12 protein-coding genes and 1 riboswitch are annotated in these 14,879 nt (G+C 58.4%); of the genes, 7 read left to right on the top strand and 5 right to left on the bottom strand.

Annotation, left to right across the window (positions count from 1 at the left end):
• Positions 1 to 5 precede the first annotated feature (5 nt).
• The 3 genes from ACI7MX_RS16650 to ACI7MX_RS16640 all read right to left on the bottom strand — a co-directional run bounded on the left by ACI7MX_RS16650 (position 6) and on the right by ACI7MX_RS16640 (position 3,456).
• A complete protein-coding gene (locus ACI7MX_RS16650; protein ID WP_314485101.1) occupies positions 6 to 932 on the bottom strand; it encodes a sugar ABC transporter permease in 927 nt (308 codons plus the stop codon).
• Between the two features lie 136 nt (positions 933 to 1,068).
• The gene (locus tag ACI7MX_RS16645; protein ID WP_314485104.1) at positions 1,069 to 2,379 is read right to left on the bottom strand and encodes a sugar ABC transporter substrate-binding protein; all 1,311 of its coding nucleotides are present in this window, start codon (positions 2,377 to 2,379) and stop codon (positions 1,069 to 1,071) included.
• Between the two features lie 141 nt (positions 2,380 to 2,520).
• Entirely contained in the window at positions 2,521 to 3,456 is a 936-nt protein-coding gene (locus ACI7MX_RS16640) for an AraC family transcriptional regulator (protein WP_314485107.1), read from the bottom strand.
• Positions 3,457 to 3,557: 101 nt separating this feature from the next.
• On the opposite strand from ACI7MX_RS16640, the gene cobF reads away from it, so the two are divergent.
• Together cobF and ACI7MX_RS16630 are read left to right on the top strand one after the other, a co-directional pair.
• On the top strand, positions 3,558 to 4,304 hold the full coding sequence (cobF, locus tag ACI7MX_RS16635; RefSeq protein WP_405585664.1) for a precorrin-6A synthase (deacetylating): 747 nt from the start codon (positions 3,558 to 3,560) through the stop codon (positions 4,302 to 4,304).
• 123 nt (positions 4,305 to 4,427) lie between these two features.
• Entirely contained in the window at positions 4,428 to 4,580 is a 153-nt protein-coding gene (locus tag ACI7MX_RS16630; protein WP_405586047.1) for an SGNH hydrolase domain-containing protein, read from the top strand.
• Here ACI7MX_RS16630 and ACI7MX_RS16625 read toward each other — a convergent pair.
• On the bottom strand, positions 4,571 to 5,866 hold the full coding sequence (locus tag ACI7MX_RS16625; protein WP_314485118.1) for a glycosyltransferase: 1,296 nt from the start codon (positions 5,864 to 5,866) through the stop codon (positions 4,571 to 4,573). The two genes, ACI7MX_RS16630 and ACI7MX_RS16625, sit on opposite strands and share 10 nt — an antisense overlap.
• Positions 5,867 to 5,964: 98 nt before the next feature.
• Positions 5,965 to 6,164, top strand: a riboswitch (cobalamin riboswitch).
• A 92-nt stretch (positions 6,165 to 6,256) separates the two neighbouring features.
• Between ACI7MX_RS16625 and cobW the strand changes: the two genes are divergently transcribed.
• From cobW to ACI7MX_RS16605, 4 genes are all read left to right on the top strand, one after another.
• Positions 6,257 to 7,327, top strand: coding sequence for a cobalamin biosynthesis protein CobW (cobW, locus tag ACI7MX_RS16620; protein WP_314485121.1), 1,071 nt, complete (start codon positions 6,257 to 6,259; stop codon positions 7,325 to 7,327).
• Positions 7,328 to 7,330: 3 nt separating this feature from the next.
• Positions 7,331 to 11,101 (top strand): cobaltochelatase subunit CobN, encoded by a 3,771-nt coding sequence (gene cobN / locus ACI7MX_RS16615; protein ID WP_314485124.1) that lies wholly within the window; start codon positions 7,331 to 7,333, stop codon positions 11,099 to 11,101.
• Positions 11,102 to 11,251: 150 nt separating this feature from the next.
• Positions 11,252 to 12,259, top strand: coding sequence for an ATP-binding protein (locus ACI7MX_RS16610; RefSeq protein ID WP_405585660.1), 1,008 nt, complete (start codon positions 11,252 to 11,254; stop codon positions 12,257 to 12,259).
• Between the two features lie 68 nt (positions 12,260 to 12,327).
• Positions 12,328 to 12,924 (top strand): vWA domain-containing protein, encoded by a 597-nt coding sequence (locus ACI7MX_RS16605; protein ID WP_405585657.1) that lies wholly within the window; start codon positions 12,328 to 12,330, stop codon positions 12,922 to 12,924.
• A 38-nt stretch (positions 12,925 to 12,962) separates the two neighbouring features.
• Here the strand turns inward: ACI7MX_RS16605 and ACI7MX_RS16600 are convergent, their stop codons facing one another.
• Positions 12,963 to 13,229 (bottom strand): hypothetical protein, encoded by a 267-nt coding sequence (locus ACI7MX_RS16600; protein ID WP_314485130.1) that lies wholly within the window; start codon positions 13,227 to 13,229, stop codon positions 12,963 to 12,965.
• A 326-nt stretch (positions 13,230 to 13,555) separates the two neighbouring features.
• Between ACI7MX_RS16600 and ACI7MX_RS16595 the strand changes: the two genes are divergently transcribed.
• The gene (locus ACI7MX_RS16595) at positions 13,556 to 14,878 is read left to right on the top strand and encodes a sigma 54-interacting transcriptional regulator (protein WP_405585654.1); all 1,323 of its coding nucleotides are present in this window, start codon (positions 13,556 to 13,558) and stop codon (positions 14,876 to 14,878) included.
• The last annotated feature ends 1 nt before the right edge of the window (position 14,879 follow it).

Genomic DNA, 14,879 nt, shown 5'->3' with positions numbered 1-14,879 from the left:
TGCCCTCACGGCTTGTCTGTCAGGTTTTTGCCTAGCATGCGCACCAGCAGGATGGCGGCGATGTTGGCGATGACCACGGCAATCAAGCCTCCGGCCGAGGCCATGCCGACATCGAACTGCACCAGCGCCTGGTTGTAGATCAGGTACGCCAGGTTGGTGGAGGCATAGCCTGGGCCGCCATTGGTGGTGGTGAAAATCTCTGCAAACACCGACAGCAGAAAGATGGTTTCAATCATCACCACCACAGCAATCGGGCGTGCCAGATGCGGCAGGGTCAGGTGCCAGAAAATCGCAATGGGCCCGGCGCCGTCCAGCCGCGCGGCTTCCTTCTGTTCCTGGTCGAGGGACTGCATGGCGGTCATCAGAATCAAAATGGCGAACGGCAACCATTGCCACGACACAATGATGATGATCGACAACAAGGGGTAGTGCGCCAGCCAGTCCACCGGCTGGGCACCAAACAATTTCCACACTGCAGCGAGCACGCCGGAGACCGGGTGAAAGATCAGGTTTTTCCAGACCAGTGCGCCCACCGTGGGCATGATGAAAAACGGCGAGATCAGCAATACGCGCACAAACCCGCGGCCCATGAAATCGGTCGCTTCGAGCAGGGCACTGATCAGCACCCCCAGTACCACACTGATCAACAACACACTGCCGACCAGCAGCAACGTGTTGGTCGCGCCGGGTAAAAAGCCTGTGTCGGTGAGGAAGTAGGTGAAGTTTTCCAGCCCGACAAATTCGTTTTCACCCGGATAGAGCAGGTTGTAGCGGATCAGTGAAAAGTACAGCGTCATGCCCAGCGGCACGATCATCCATAGCAACAGCAAGGCCACGGAAGGTGAAACCAGAAACCAGCTGGGGTCGAACCGGCGCGGCTTGCGCGTGGGCAGCGATGGCTCAAGTGCAGCGCTAACACTCGATATTGTCATGGTGATTACACCTTAATTGGGGCGTGTTCTGGTGTGGCTGCCGACGGCTGTACAAAGGTCCGTCGGGACGTCGAGAAAACAGGTTGCTGCGCAACCCTTCGCAGCCTTCGGCAGCGACCACAGGCTCGGATCATGTTTACTTGGGGTAGCCCGCGCGTTTCATCTCGCGCTCGGTGGTTTGTTGCGCGGCCGCGAGTGCCTGATCGACGCTGGTCTGCCCGATCAGCGCAGCGCTGAACAACTTGCCAACTTGGGTACCGATGGCCTGAAACTCGGGAATGGTCACCAGTTGAATGCCCACGTACGGCACCGGCTTGAGCGTCGGATCTTTGGGGTTGGCGGCTTTCAGCGACTCCAGCGTGACCTTGGCGAAGGGGGCGGCGGCCAAATACGCGTCGCTGTAGGTCGAGGCGCGGGTGCCCGGTGGCATATTGGCGATGCCGTCTTTGTCGGCGACCAGTGCGCCGTACTCTTTGGACGTGGCCCAAGTACTGAAGGTTTTGGCCGCGTCCTTGGCTTTGGACGTGGCGGGTACGGCTAGCGCCCACGAGTACTGCCAGGCACTGCCTTTGTCGGTGACCTGGTGCGGCGCAAACACGAAACCGACATGATCGGCGACTTTGCTCTGGGTTTTGTCCGTGACAAACGAACCGGCCACGCTGGCATCGACCCATATGGCGCATTTTCCGCTGTTGAAAAGCGCCAGGTTTTCATTAAAGCCGTTACTGGTTGCGCCCGGCGGGCCTGACTCTTTCAGGGTATTCACATAAAAGTTCAGCGCGTTCTTCCACTCCGGGCCATTGAACTCGGGCTGCCACTTTTCATTGAACCACCGAGCGCCGAATGCGTTGGCCAGCGTGGTAATCACCGTAATGTTTTCGCCCCAACCCGCTTTGCCGCGCAGGCAAAGGCCATATTGTTCCTTCTCCGGTTTGTTCAGGACTTTGGCGAATTGAGCGATCTGTTCCCATGTCGGGTGTTCAGGCATGCTCAGCCCGGCCTCCTTGAACAGATCGGTTCGGTAATAGGTCATTGAGCTTTCAGCGTAAAACGGCAGGGCGTAAAGGGTGCCGTTGACCGAAAGCCCCTCGCGCACCGCAGGGAACACATCATCGAGCGCATAGTTGGCAGGCAGGTCGTTCATCGGTTCCAGCCAACCCTTGGCGCCCCAGAGTGCAGCTTCGTACATGCCGATCGTCAGTACGTCGAATTGACCGCCCTGAGTGGCAATATCGGTGGTGAGGCGTTGGCGCAGAACGTTCTCTTCCAACACCACCCAGTTGAGTTTGATGTCGGGGTGCTCGCTCTCGAAGGTTTTCGCCAGCTTTTGCATGCGAATCATGTCGCTGTTGTTGACGGTGGCGATGGTCAGGGTCTGCGCCCCCAGGCTGATGCCGCTGACAGTCATGCAGGTCGCTACACATAGCGCTTTGACAGAAATATTCATTGAGCACTCCTCTTCATCCGCCGGGGAGGCATTTGAAGGACGGTTATTGTTTTTATAGCTGCCAGCCTGAGGCTGACACATGGGCCGATTACAGCCCGCCAATTCCGTCGTGACAAATCATTGGTAGCACTTCAATTGATACTATTTTGCACTGCGCAGGCGAACGCCCGATGGCGGTTGGTTTTGCTCGGTCACGCGCTGTACCGCCAGGCGCCGATAATGTGACGGTGTCATCCCTTTTAGCTGCTGAAACCGCCGGTTGAAATTGGAAATATTGTTGAAGCCGGATTCAAAGCACACGTCTGTTACGGGCTTCTCACCATCGACGAGCAATTCACAAGACCTGCTGATTCGCAGGCGGTTGACGAACTCGATAAAGCAGCGCCCGGTGGCCTGTTTGAACACGCGGGAGAAATAGGTGGGTTTCATGCCCAGATAGGCCGCCACTTCTTCGAGCGGCAGCTCGCGGGTGTAGTGGTTAAAAATGTACTCCACGGCGCGGTTGGTACGGTCGATGGTGTGCTCGTCGGGCAATGGGTTGGAGGTCAGCCCTGACAGCAAGTGGTAATCGTCACAATCGGCCAGCCGTTGCAGCAGGATCAGAAAGTGCCCCAGGCGGGTGACGCCGCTGGAGTCGGCGATGGCGTGCATCAGCGCTGTTACCTGTTCAAGGGTGGCGGGGCAACGGAACTCGATACCGTATTGAGCACGCTCCAGCAGCGGCGTCAGGCCTTTCAGTTCGGCAAAGACTTGGCTGGCGCTTTCCAGTAACTCATCGGTGAAATTGACCAGCATGTCGCGGTTTGGCACCACTTCATGTTCTCCAATCTGGCTGATCCAGTTATGGGGCAGATTGGGCCCGGTCAGAAACAGCGTCTGGGGATGAAAGTTGCCGATATAGTCGCCCACGAAGACTTTGCCGCTGCTGGCGGTGATCAGGTGCAGTTCGTATTCTTTGTGAAAATGCCAGCGTACCAAGGGGCATGGGAAACCATGCTGGCGGTAAATGATCGACAGACCGTTATGATCGTCCATCAGTTCATAAGACGGGTCAGTCGCTCGGGCGAGTCGCGTCATGGTTAAGTGCTTACTAGAGTAGTTATGGGCCAGATCATGCCGACTTCACCAGCGTCCTGCCAGCGCCGGTTAATGTTCCTCCACATAAAGGGCACGATTGGATGAAAACACTGCTTTTAATCGGTATCGGCGCAGGCAACCCGGAGCACATCACCGTCCAGGCGATCAATGCGCTGAACCGTGCCTCGGTGTTCTTTGTTCTGGACAAGGGCCAGACCACCGAGGACCTGGTCAGGCTGCGGCTGGAGATCTGCCAACGCTATATCGAGGAACCGAACTACCGCGTGGTGCAGGTCAGTGATCCTCAGCGCGACAGTGCTACGCCGTCGTACACCCAAGGGGTCGAAGACTGGCACGAACAACGGGCCGAAGTGTTTACACGTCTGATCGAGGAAGAACTGACAGAAGGGGAGTGCGGCGCCTTCCTGCTTTGGGGCGAGCCGTGCTTATACGACAGCACGTTGCGCATTCTGGATCGGGTTCGGGCCAATGGCTGCAGCGATTTTGATTATGAAGTGATTCCTGGCATCAGCAGCGTGCAAGCACTGGCCGCCCGGCATCGTGTACCACTCAATGAAATTGGCCAGCCGATTCGTATCACCACGGGGCGACGCCTGGTGGCTGAGGACCTGGACAACGTGGTGGTCATGCTCGATGCCCACTGTGCGTTTCAGGCGTTTGTCGGTGAAGACGTCGATATTTACTGGGGCGCCTACATTGGCACCGACGATGAAATCCTGATTGCCGGCAAGCTGGCGGACGTGTGTGAAAAGATCAAAACAGCCCGCGAGCAAGCCCGACAGCGCAAAGGCTGGATTATGGATACGTACCTAATCAGGCGGCCTTGAACATCGCCGACCGCCATCAAAGAGGAAGCAGACTTCTCGATTATAGGAAATTGAAGCCCGGGCCAAGCCGGGAGACATTGTTTTTTTGGCGTCACTGCGAATCCCGGAGTTGCAAGACCAGGACTGGGCCCTTGGCCAGACCGCGATCAGTGTTCGGCCTTTGATCCATTGGGCAAGCCGCTGTTTTTCGACTCCAATCATCTCAGCGGTCATGGTAACCGCGTGCTTGAACCTTCCTTCACCCAAGTGTTGCTGCACATCTGGGATCAATCCTGAAGGCGGTTTTTCGCTTCGATCCACTGCGACATGTATTGCGTACTTTTATGCTGGTGGTGTCGCAGCATTGCCCCGGTGAAGTTGTTGCGCCGGTGCTGTTCAAGCTCGGCGCGGCAGGCTTTGATGCGTTCAACCAGCGCCGGGCCGTGGCTCGACTGCAAGTACCGCTCAGCCAGCAGCTTCTGCCCGTGTTGTTGGGCCTGCTGCCAGGCCTGCGGGTTTTGGTAGAGGTCAATCGCGGCGGCAGCAATCGCGCTGGCGCTCTGTTCAATGGCCCCGGCCCACGGCAAGTCGCCGTGCATGCCTTCCGCGCCAACCGGTGTGGTCACATTAGGCGTGCCGCAGAGCATGGCATCGGCAATTTTGCCTTTGATCCCTGCGCCAAACCGCAACGGCGCCATGCAAACGCGAGCGTTACTCATGACGGCCAGCGCATCTTCGGCCCAGTTGAGCACGTGAAACCCTTGGGCCGGGTTGTGCAGGGCGGTGGCTTTAGGCGGGGTGTAGGCACCATAGACATGCAGTTGCGCGGTGGGCAGTTGCTGGCGAATCAAGGGCCAGATATGGGTCTTCATCCATAACACCGCGTCCCAGTTCGGCGCGTGGCGGAAGTTGCCAATACTCAGGAAGTGCTGACGCTGTTCATAGGGCACGTAGGTCTGCGGCACGTGGTCGACCATGAGCGGGCACCAGTGCAGCAATGCTTTGGGAACGTTGAAGTGCTCCACCAGCAAGTCGATTTCGTACTCGGAAATCATCAGGTTGAGGTCGCTGCGGTAAATCGCGGCCACTTCTCGCTGCGCCAGGTCCGCATCCGCCATGTGCTCATAGGTTTCGCGGGGGGCCGGGGCGAACAGGCTGCTGAAGTCGTCTTGCTCGGGGCTGTGCTTGAGCCGTGCCTTGAGCTGTTGCTGGCGGGCGTCACGCAGGCTTTGCAGGTCGGAGGTTTCCAGCACGCGCAATGCACCCGGGCAGTGTTTCTCGACCCTCCAGCCAAACTGCTCTTCCATCATGAAACGGTCGAACAGCACGATGTCGGGGGCCAGTTCAGTGATAAAAGCGTCAAAGCTGCTGTTATTCAGCTCGATGTTCACTTCATCGATGCCCAGTGTGGCCAGATCGGCCTTGTGTTCACCAATCCCTGCCGGGCTGCTGAAGGTGATGTGCCAGCCTTCCTGCAAAAAGCTCTCGATGATCTGCATCATGTGCCCACCCGCCGCTGAGGAGCGTGGTTCGGGCCACACGTAGCCAATGATCAGGACGCGGGTTTGCGGGGTGGACGGCATGGACAGATCCTTGAAGCGCAGAGGACGAAAAAAGGCGGCAATTAGAACACAACGCGCCCCTCGATACCGACTGGCATTGACCTGTTACATGGCACTGCGTAGCCTTGCGCTTTCGAGGTTCTTCGCACTGCGAAGCTAAGAAGGGAACGCGGTATGCCGCGGCTGCCCCCGCAACTGTAAACGGTCGATTACTGTGCAATGCCACTGCGTCATACGCGGGAAGGCGCAGAGTAGGGCGCAGCCTTTGGCTGACGCCCAGCCGTAAGCCAGGAGACCTGCCTCGTGACAGATTTTTATTTCAACCGGGCGGGGTGATCCGGTGGCGAAAACCCGCGCGCTCAGGCCCGCGATGTCGTCCCGTATGCCCGCCGCTTTGCCAAAGGGCATCCGATGAAAACACTGGCCAAAACCCCCGTCACCATCGTCACCGGCTTTCTCGGCTCGGGCAAAACCACCTTGCTGCGCCATATGCTGGACAACGCTCAAGGCCGTCGCATTGCCGTGATCGTCAATGAATTCGGCGAGTTGGGCATCGACGGTGAAATCCTCAAGCAATGCTCCATCGGTTGTACCGAAGAAGAGGCCAACGGTCGGGTCTATGAACTGGCCAACGGTTGTTTGTGCTGCACCGTGCAGGAAGAGTTCTTTCCGGTGATGCGCGAGTTGGTAGCCCGGCGTGGGGATATCGACCATATCCTGATCGAAACCTCTGGCCTGGCCCTGCCAAAACCTTTGGTGCAAGCCTTCCAATGGCCGGAAATCCGCAGCGCCTGTACGGTAGATGCCGTGATTACCGTGGTCGACAGCCCTGCCGTGGCGGCCGGTACATTCGCGGCCTTTCCGGATCAAGTCGATGCCCAGCGCAAGCTTGACCCCAATCTTGACCACGAATCGCCCCTGCACGAACTCTTTGCAGACCAACTGGCCAGCGCTGACTTGGTGATCCTCAACAAGGCCGATCTGATCAGCCCTGAGGACCTGGCCAAAGTGCGCGCCGAAGTCGCTGAAGAACTGCCACCGGCGGTGAAAGTCATTGAGGCCAGCAGCGGTCGCTTGCCACTGGACGTGTTGCTGGGGCTGGGTGCGGGTTCTGAAGACCATATTGATGGCCGTCACAGTCACCATGATCATCATCACGATGGCGATGATGACCATGACGATCACGACCACGATGCGTTTGACTCCATCTCCATCGAACTGCCGCAAGCTGAAGAGCGCCTGTTGATGGACGCCTTGAACGCGCTGGTGGTTAAGCACGGCATTCTGCGGGTCAAGGGTTTCGCTGCGATCCCGGGCAAGCCGATGCGGTTGCTGATACAGGGCGTGGGCACGCGTTTTGACAAACACTTCGACCGTGCCTGGGGCGCCGATGAGGCGCGCAACACCAAGCTGGTATTGATCGGTCAAGACCTTGACGCCGCATTGCTCGAATCCACCTTGCGTACAGCGTTGAGCGTATAAGCCATGCATTTGCTCAGGACTCAGCCCGGTGGCTTTGTATCGGACGATAACATTGCCGATTTAGGCCAGACACCTGCCGAGCTGGTGATCCTGTGCAGTGGCGATTCAAGCCTGGCACTGCTGGCCGAAGCGGCGCAGCAGTTGCCTGAAGATTATCCAAGCCTGCGTCTGGCCAACCCGATGCAGGTGCAAAACCATGGCTCGGTCGACCTTTACGTTGATCAGGTGCTCCAACACGCGAAGGTGATACTGCTGTCGTTGCACGGCGGCATTGGCTATTGGCGCTATGGCATTGAGCGCCTCATGCAACTGGCTGAACGCGGCGTCACGTTGATTCTGGTGCCGGGCGATGATCGCCCCGACCCGGAACTCAGCGGTCTAAGCACTGTGCCTGCAGAAGAGGGTGAACGGCTTTGGCATTTTTTGCGTCAGGGCGGGCGGCATAACGCGTTGCAACTCTATCGCTGCCTGGCCAGCCAATGGTTGGGGCGTGACTATGAGTGGGACGAACCACACACCCTGCCGCGTACCGCGATCTATCACCCGGCCCATTCCAGCCCGCAGCTCACGCATTGGCAAGCCGACTGGCTGGCCGGGCAACCCGTGGCCGCAGTGTTGTTCTATCGCTCTCACTTGCAAGCGGCCAACACCGCGTTTGTCGACGTGTTTTGCCAACGTTTGCAGGCCGCGGGGCTCAATCCCTTGCCCATCGCGGTGGCCAGCCTCAAAGAGCCGGGCTGTTTGGCCGTGGTACAGGACCTGCTGGATGAGGTGGACGCGGGTGTCATTCTGAACACCACCGGCTTTGCACAGTCCAGCCCGGAAGCGCCGCACCTGCGTCCGTTCCGGCGCAATATCCCGGTGATTCAAGCCATTTGCGCTCAGGATAACGAACCCGGCTGGCGTGACAGTGAGCAAGGCCTCGGCCCTCGGGACCTGGCCATGCACATTGCGCTGCCTGAGCTGGACGGGCGGATCATCAGCCGCCCGATCAGCTTCAAGGATCTGGCCTGGCGCAGTGAGCGCAGTCAGTCGGACGTGGTGTGCTATCGAGCGCAACCGGAGCGCATGGATTTTGTCGCTGAACTGGCCCGGCGCTGGATTGAGCTGGCCCGCGTTGATAATGCGGACAAGCGCATCGCCCTGATTCTGGCCAACTATCCGACCCGCGATGGCCGCATTGGCAATGGCGTCGGACTGGACACGCCGGCCGCCGCACTGAATATCTTGCGGGCCTTGCACCTTGAAGGGTATCCGCTTGATTGTCAGTTACCAGACAGCGGCACTGAGTTGATTGCGCAGTTGCTGGGTGGGGTGAGTAACGACCTGGACAGCCTCGATCTGCGTCCGTGCCTGCAAAGTCTGGCGCTCGATGAGTACCTGGCGATGTTCAAAGCCTTGCCCGAGGCCAATCGGCAAGCGGTGACCGAGCGCTGGGGTGAGCCCCACAGTGATCCGATGTTCCGTGACGGACGAATGATGATTGCCGGTCTGCGCTTTGGCCTGACCTTTGTCGGGATTCAACCGGCGCGTGGCTATCAGGTTGACGCCAGCGCGGTGTATCACGATCCGGATCTGGTGCCGCCGCATGCTTATCTGGCGTTTTATTTCTGGCTGCGCCACACCTACGGCGCTCACGCAGTGGTGCATGTCGGTAAGCACGGCAATCTGGAATGGTTGCCGGGCAAGGGCGTCGGGCTGTCCGAGCACTGTTGGCCGGACGCGATCCTTGGGCCGATGCCCAATGTGTATCCGTTTATCGTCAACGACCCCGGCGAAGGTGCGCAAGCCAAGCGGCGCACTCAAGCGGTGATTATCGATCACTTGATGCCGCCTCTAACCCGGGCTGAAACCTACGGGCCTTTACGTGATCTGGAACTGCTGGCCGACGAGTATTACGAAGCGCAGTTGCTGGACCCGCGCCGTGCCCGCGAATTGCAGCGCGACATTCTCAAGCTGGTACGGGAAACCCGGATCGACCGCGAGCTGCAACTTGACGAACAACTCGACAGTGACGCTGATGCGGCTATCTGGCTGCCCCGGCTGGACACCTACTTGTGTGATCTCAAGGAATCACAAATCCGTGACGGTCTGCACATCTTCGGTGAATCGCCAGCCGGGCGTTTGCGCATAGACACTTTACTGGCCCTGTTGCGTATTCCACGGGGCGATGGGCGGGGCGCGCAGTCGAGTCTATTACGCGCCCTGGCCAAAGCTTTTGAGATGGGCTTTGACCCACTCGACTGTGCGTTGGCTGAACCCTGGACTGCGCGGCAACCCCCCGAGCTGCAAGCGGTTTGCGACTCGTTGTGGCGCACCGCCGGGGATGCCCGTGAGCGCCTTGAGTTGTACGCTGCGCAGTTGATCGAACAAGCGTTGCTGGGTGAGCTGCAACTACCTGACAGCGATCTATGGACGGATGTTCGCGCCATTTTCGACGCCTTGCTGGAAGTGGTTGCACCCCGGCTTGATGCCTGCGGCCCTGCGGAAATGCAGGGCTTGCTGGACGCCTTGAGCGGCCGTTTTGTGCCGGCGGGGCCTAGCGGTGCGCCGAGTCGTGGGCGACTGGATGTGTTGCCCACCGGGCGTAACTTCTTTTCCGTGGACGTGCGCAATTTGCCCACGACCACGGCCTGGCGGATTGGCTTTCAGTCGGCCAACCTGATTCTCGAACGCCATTTGCAGGATCACGGCGACCACCTGCGCCAGCTAGGCCTGTCGGTGTGGGGCACGGCAACCATGCGCACTGGCGGCGATGATATTGCTCAGGCGATGGCCTTGATGGGCGTACGCCCGGTGTGGGCGACGGGCAGTCAACGGGTCGATGACTTCGAGATCTTGCCGGTCAGCTTGCTGGATCGACCCCGAGTGGATGTGACCTTGCGCGTGTCCGGGTTCTTCAGGGACGCGTTTGCCAACCTGATCCGTTTGTTCGATGCGGCTGTGCAGGCGGTGGCAGCGCTGGATGAGCCGGATGACCTGAACCCGTTGGCAGCGAAAGTGCGCAGCGAGCGTGCGCAACTTGAAAGCGAAGGGCTGAGCCCGGAAGTGGCGGCACGTCAGGCCGGGTGGCGCATTTTTGGTGCTAAACCCGGTGCCTATGGCGCAGGCGTGCAAAACGCCATTGATGGCCGGTTGTGGCAGAGTCGAGAGGATCTGGCCGAGGTGTATCTGAACTGGGGCGGGTATGCCTATGGCGCCAGTGATGAAGGCACCGCCGCCCGTGGCCAGTTTGCTCAGCGCCTGAGTCAGGTGCAGGCCGTGGTGCAAAATCAGGACAACCGTGAGCATGACGTGCTCGATTCCAACGATTACTACCAGTTTCAGGGAGGCATGCTGGCGGCGGTCGAAAGTTTGAGCGGTGAACAGGCGGCCAGCTACCACGGTGATCACAGCCAGCCGGACTTGCCCAAAATTCGTACGCTCAAAGAAGAATTGAACCGGGTGATTCGTTCAAGGGCAGCCAATCCCAAGTGGATTGACGGGGTTAAGCGCCACGGCTACAAAGGCGCCTTTGAAATGGCGGCCACGCTGGATAACCTGTTTGCCTTTGATGCGACCACCCATTTGATCGACGACCATCAATACGCGTTGCTGGCCGATGCCTATTTACTCGATCCGGATACGCGTGAGTTTGTTCAGCAGCACAATCCGCACGCGTTGCGTGACATGACTGAACGGATGCTCGAAGCCCAGCAACGTGGGCTGTGGAGTGACCCGGGCGAGTATAAAGAGGCGCTTGAAAATCTGTTGCTCGATATAGAGGAAGATTGAGGGTGCGGCCGGCCCTCACCCTAGCCCTCTCCCAGAGGGAGAGGGGACTGACCTAGCATCAATCTTCAATATTCCCCCATCGGTTCCCTCTCCCTCCGGGAGAGGGCTAGGGTGAGGGGAAGCGATTTAAACCATTTTCGGAACATCCACATGACTGACATCCCCCATTTCCCGTTATCCGCGGTGGTCGGCGCCGACGATCTGAAGCTTGCGCTGTGCTTGACCGCGATTGACCCGAAAATCGGCGGTGTGCTGATTGAAGGTCCGCGCGGCATGGCCAAGTCCACGCTGGCTCGCGGCCTCGCTGACTTGCTCGCCAGCGGCCAGTTCGTCACCTTGCCCCTGGGCGCAACCGAAGAGCGCTTGATTGGTACCCTTGATCTGGACGCGGCGCTGGGCCAAGGCAGAGCACAGTTCTCGCCTGGCGTTCTGGCCAAAGCAGACGGCGGCGTGCTGTACGTTGATGAAGTCAATCTGCTGGCTGATCATCTGGTTGACCTGCTGCTGGATGTAGCCGCCAGTGGCACCAACGTGGTTGAGCGTGATGGCATTTCACATCGCCATACGGCGCGCTTCGTATTGATTGGCACCATGAACCCTGAAGAAGGCGAGCTGCGTCCACAGTTGCTGGATCGCTTTGGCTTTAACGTCGCCATGATCGGGCAGCCGCCACCGGCAGAACGTGCCGCAATCATTCGCCGTCGCTTGCAGTTTGATGCCGACCCGCACGCCTTTTGTGCGCAGTGGGCACCCGAGCAAGTCGCGCTGGCAGAACGCTGCCAGCAAGCACGTGAACGTTTACAAGGCATCGAACTGGACGATCAATCGTTGGCACTGATTACCGAGCGCTGCTTCGCCGCAGGCGTTGACGGTATGCGGGCTGATCTGGTCTGGTTGCGGGCCGCTCGTGCCCATGCAGCCTGGCGGGGGGCACAAACGATCAGTGAAGACGATATCGAGGCGGTCGCCGAGTTCGCCTTGCGCCATCGCCGCCGCGAAATCAGCAAGCCTGCGCCGACCCCTGAACAGCCGCAATCGCCTCCACCGGCTAACGGCTCCTCGCAAGCCTCAGGACAAGGCCAGTGGGGAGAAATGCCCGCTCAACCGCAAAGCATGGGCGTGCGCCGTGAAGTGCCGAGCTGGCCAAAAAAGCCCTAGGCATTCGTCCCCATCCCCGTGCGGGGGCGGATGCCAAACCCCGAGCGGGTGCCCACGCTCAAGGCACGTTGGGCGCCAGCCGCCGTGCTGGCGAAGGCACCGTTGACTGGGTGCAGACCTTGTTGCGCGGACGCCCGCGCGAGGCCGCCGATCTGGCCTTCAAAACCCGACAAAACGCCGCGCAAGAAACGTGGGTGGTGGTGGTCGATGCCTCGGCCTCAACGCGACGTCATCAGGCTTTGAGCGATGCCAAGGGCTTGTTGGCGCAGGTGTTTGAGGACGCTTATCGTCAACGCGTTCGAGTGGCCGTGTTGCAAGCCAGTGGCAACAGCCCGCAATGGCAGGTCAGCGGCGCCAAGGCATCGAAAAGGCTGGACGACTGGCTGGCCACGCTGGGTTCCGGTGGCGGTACGCCGCTGCTGCAGGCGCTGGAAGACGTAGCGGGATGGTTGAGGTTGCGCCGTAAGCAGTTACCGCACGAGCAACAACGTTTTTTGCTGCTGACCGACGGACGCTTGAAAGCGTGGTCGACACTGCCGGTGTTGGCGTGTCCGGGAATTTTGATCGATATCGAACGCGGGCCTATACGGCTGGGAAAATCGCGGCAGATGGCGACAGAGCTGGCAATTGATTACGTACACATCGATGAAACAGCGTCCTTATAGAAGCGAAGCGCGTTCGCTCCCATAAGGACAATAGCGAATCACGCTGGCATGACCCAAGGCTGCAAGGTGTAGCCTTCATTGCTCAGCTCGTTGCGGGCTTGAGTCAATAAATCTTCCAGTTGGGCAGCGTCGGCGCAGGCGCTGCGCGGAATTTGTTTGCGGCCGATGCGGTTGCTGATTCGGTCAATGACCGTCAGGCTCAATTCGCCGTGACCCTCCTGGGGAGCCCAGGCGACGCATTGAAAAGGTTCAAAGGCGTGTCCGGCAATCAAAAGTGCTTCGTTGAAACGGAGCGGGGCGTTCATAGGGTGTGCTCTCAAGTGTGCCCATCAAGTGATTAACCGTCGGCTGGGCGTACCGTTCGGTTGGTTACTTGTACTGATGCCTCCAGACCGTACTCAGGTCACACACTTTCTTATTTTTTTTAAAGCCATCTGCTTAAGGATGATGTGAATCAAGTTTTCATTGGTTTTGAAAAATCACAGGTCAGGCTTAAATGCACCTTTCAATTCGCTATAACGCTTATAAATAAACGATCCAAGAAAGCGTCAATATTTTGCTATTGTTACGTTTATGCTCAGCAACATGCTGTTTTAGAAGTTCTTTTATTTTTTGGCGCCAAGGAAATGACATGCTTGCTACGCCCTCTTCGCGCCGCCTCTTAGTCATTGATCCTCATAAAGAATGTCACCAAATAATGCCCGAATTGCAAGCGATGGGCTGGACAATGGAGTTTGCCAGTTTGGCCACCGCTGCTGAGCATGCGTGCGACGTGGGCTTGATTCGGCTAGATGCCGGGCATTTGATACGCCCCGAATCGGTCAAACAAATGATCAGGCTCAGCGGCATTGAGTGGATTGCGGTTGTCAGCCCTGACGATTTGGCGGTGAGCAATGTGGGCAACTTCGTATGTGAATGGTTTTATGATTTTCATACGTTGCCTTTTGATGTGCAGAGATTGGCGGTGACCCTCGGTAGAACGAGCGGCATGGTGCACCTGCGCAATCAGAGCGCGCCCCCGGTGTATATCCCCGACTACCAGTTGCTCGGCGAAAGTCATCCGATGCAGGACTTGCGTACGCTATTGAGCAAATACGCCATCGCCGAGTCTCCCGTATTGATTCAAGGTGAAACTGGCACCGGTAAAAAAAGGGTGGCCATGACCTTGCACCATCAGTCCCGACGCCAAGAACAGCCATTTGTCGCGATTAACTGCGCGGTGGTGCCATCCCACCTGCTGGAAACACAGCTGTTCGGCCATGACGCAGGACCGTTCAGTGGTATTGAGCGCAAGATCGGGCTGATTGAGGCCACCAATGGTGGCACCTTGTTTCTGGACGAGATCGAAGAGCTCACCCCGGAGTTACAAGCCAGTTTGAGGCGCTTTTTACTTGAGAAACAGATACGGCGGGTGGGCAGCAGTCAGCCGATAGCGATTGATGTGCGCGTGCTGGCAGCGACGGCTGTGGATCTTGAAGCCGAGATCAACAGCGGTCGTTTCCGGGCTGACCTGTACTACCGGCTCAATGTGTTGCAGGTAAGCGTCGCGCCCTTGCGTGATCGGCATGGCGACCTCGAAGTTCTGGCCAACCATTTTTCCCGTTTTTACAGTCTGGAGGTGGGTCGCCGCCCACGTACTTTCAGTAAGGATGCATTAATGGCGATGGGCATTCACGACTGGCCAGGTAACGTCAGAGAATTGGCAAATCGGGTGCGTCAGGGGCTGGCGCAGGCGCAAGGAAGACAGATCGAAGCGGGCGACCTGGGATTGGCCTGCAAAAAGGAGTCAACAGAATCAATAGGCACGCTTGCCCATTACAAAGACCAGGCCGAGCGTCAGGCATTGTGCGATGTCTTGCATCGCTACAGCCGCAACCTGAGCATGGCGGCCAAGGTGCTGGGCGTGTCACGACCGACGTTTTATCGCTTGCTGCACAAGCATCAGATTCGCTGAC

This window comes from Pseudomonas sp. 2024-210 (assembly GCF_045062345.1).
Classification (GTDB): Bacteria; Pseudomonadota; Gammaproteobacteria; order Pseudomonadales; family Pseudomonadaceae; genus Aquipseudomonas.
Note: the sequence above shows the minus strand (reverse complement) of the source record. Positions and strands in the feature narration are given on the sequence as shown.

Bases quoted from the DNA above. Each gene is read 5' to 3' on its own strand.
- ACI7MX_RS16650 (WP_314485101.1), bottom strand. From the start codon at position 932: ATGACAATATCGAGTGTTAGCGCTGCACTTGAGCCATCGCTGCCCACG.
- ACI7MX_RS16645 (WP_314485104.1), bottom strand. From the start codon at position 2,379: ATGAATATTTCTGTCAAAGCGCTATGTGTAGCGACCTGCATGACTGTC.
- ACI7MX_RS16640 (WP_314485107.1), bottom strand. From the start codon at position 3,456: ATGACGCGACTCGCCCGAGCGACTGACCCGTCTTATGAACTGATGGAC.
- cobF (WP_405585664.1), top strand. From the start codon at position 3,558: ATGAAAACACTGCTTTTAATCGGTATCGGCGCAGGCAACCCGGAGCAC.
- ACI7MX_RS16625 (WP_314485118.1), bottom strand. From the start codon at position 5,866: ATGCCGTCCACCCCGCAAACCCGCGTCCTGATCATTGGCTACGTGTGG.
- cobW (WP_314485121.1), top strand. From the start codon at position 6,257: ATGAAAACACTGGCCAAAACCCCCGTCACCATCGTCACCGGCTTTCTC.
- cobN (WP_314485124.1), top strand. From the start codon at position 7,331: ATGCATTTGCTCAGGACTCAGCCCGGTGGCTTTGTATCGGACGATAAC.
- ACI7MX_RS16610 (WP_405585660.1), top strand. From the start codon at position 11,252: ATGACTGACATCCCCCATTTCCCGTTATCCGCGGTGGTCGGCGCCGAC.
- ACI7MX_RS16600 (WP_314485130.1), bottom strand. From the start codon at position 13,229: ATGAACGCCCCGCTCCGTTTCAACGAAGCACTTTTGATTGCCGGACAC.
- ACI7MX_RS16595 (WP_405585654.1), top strand. From the start codon at position 13,556: ATGCTTGCTACGCCCTCTTCGCGCCGCCTCTTAGTCATTGATCCTCAT.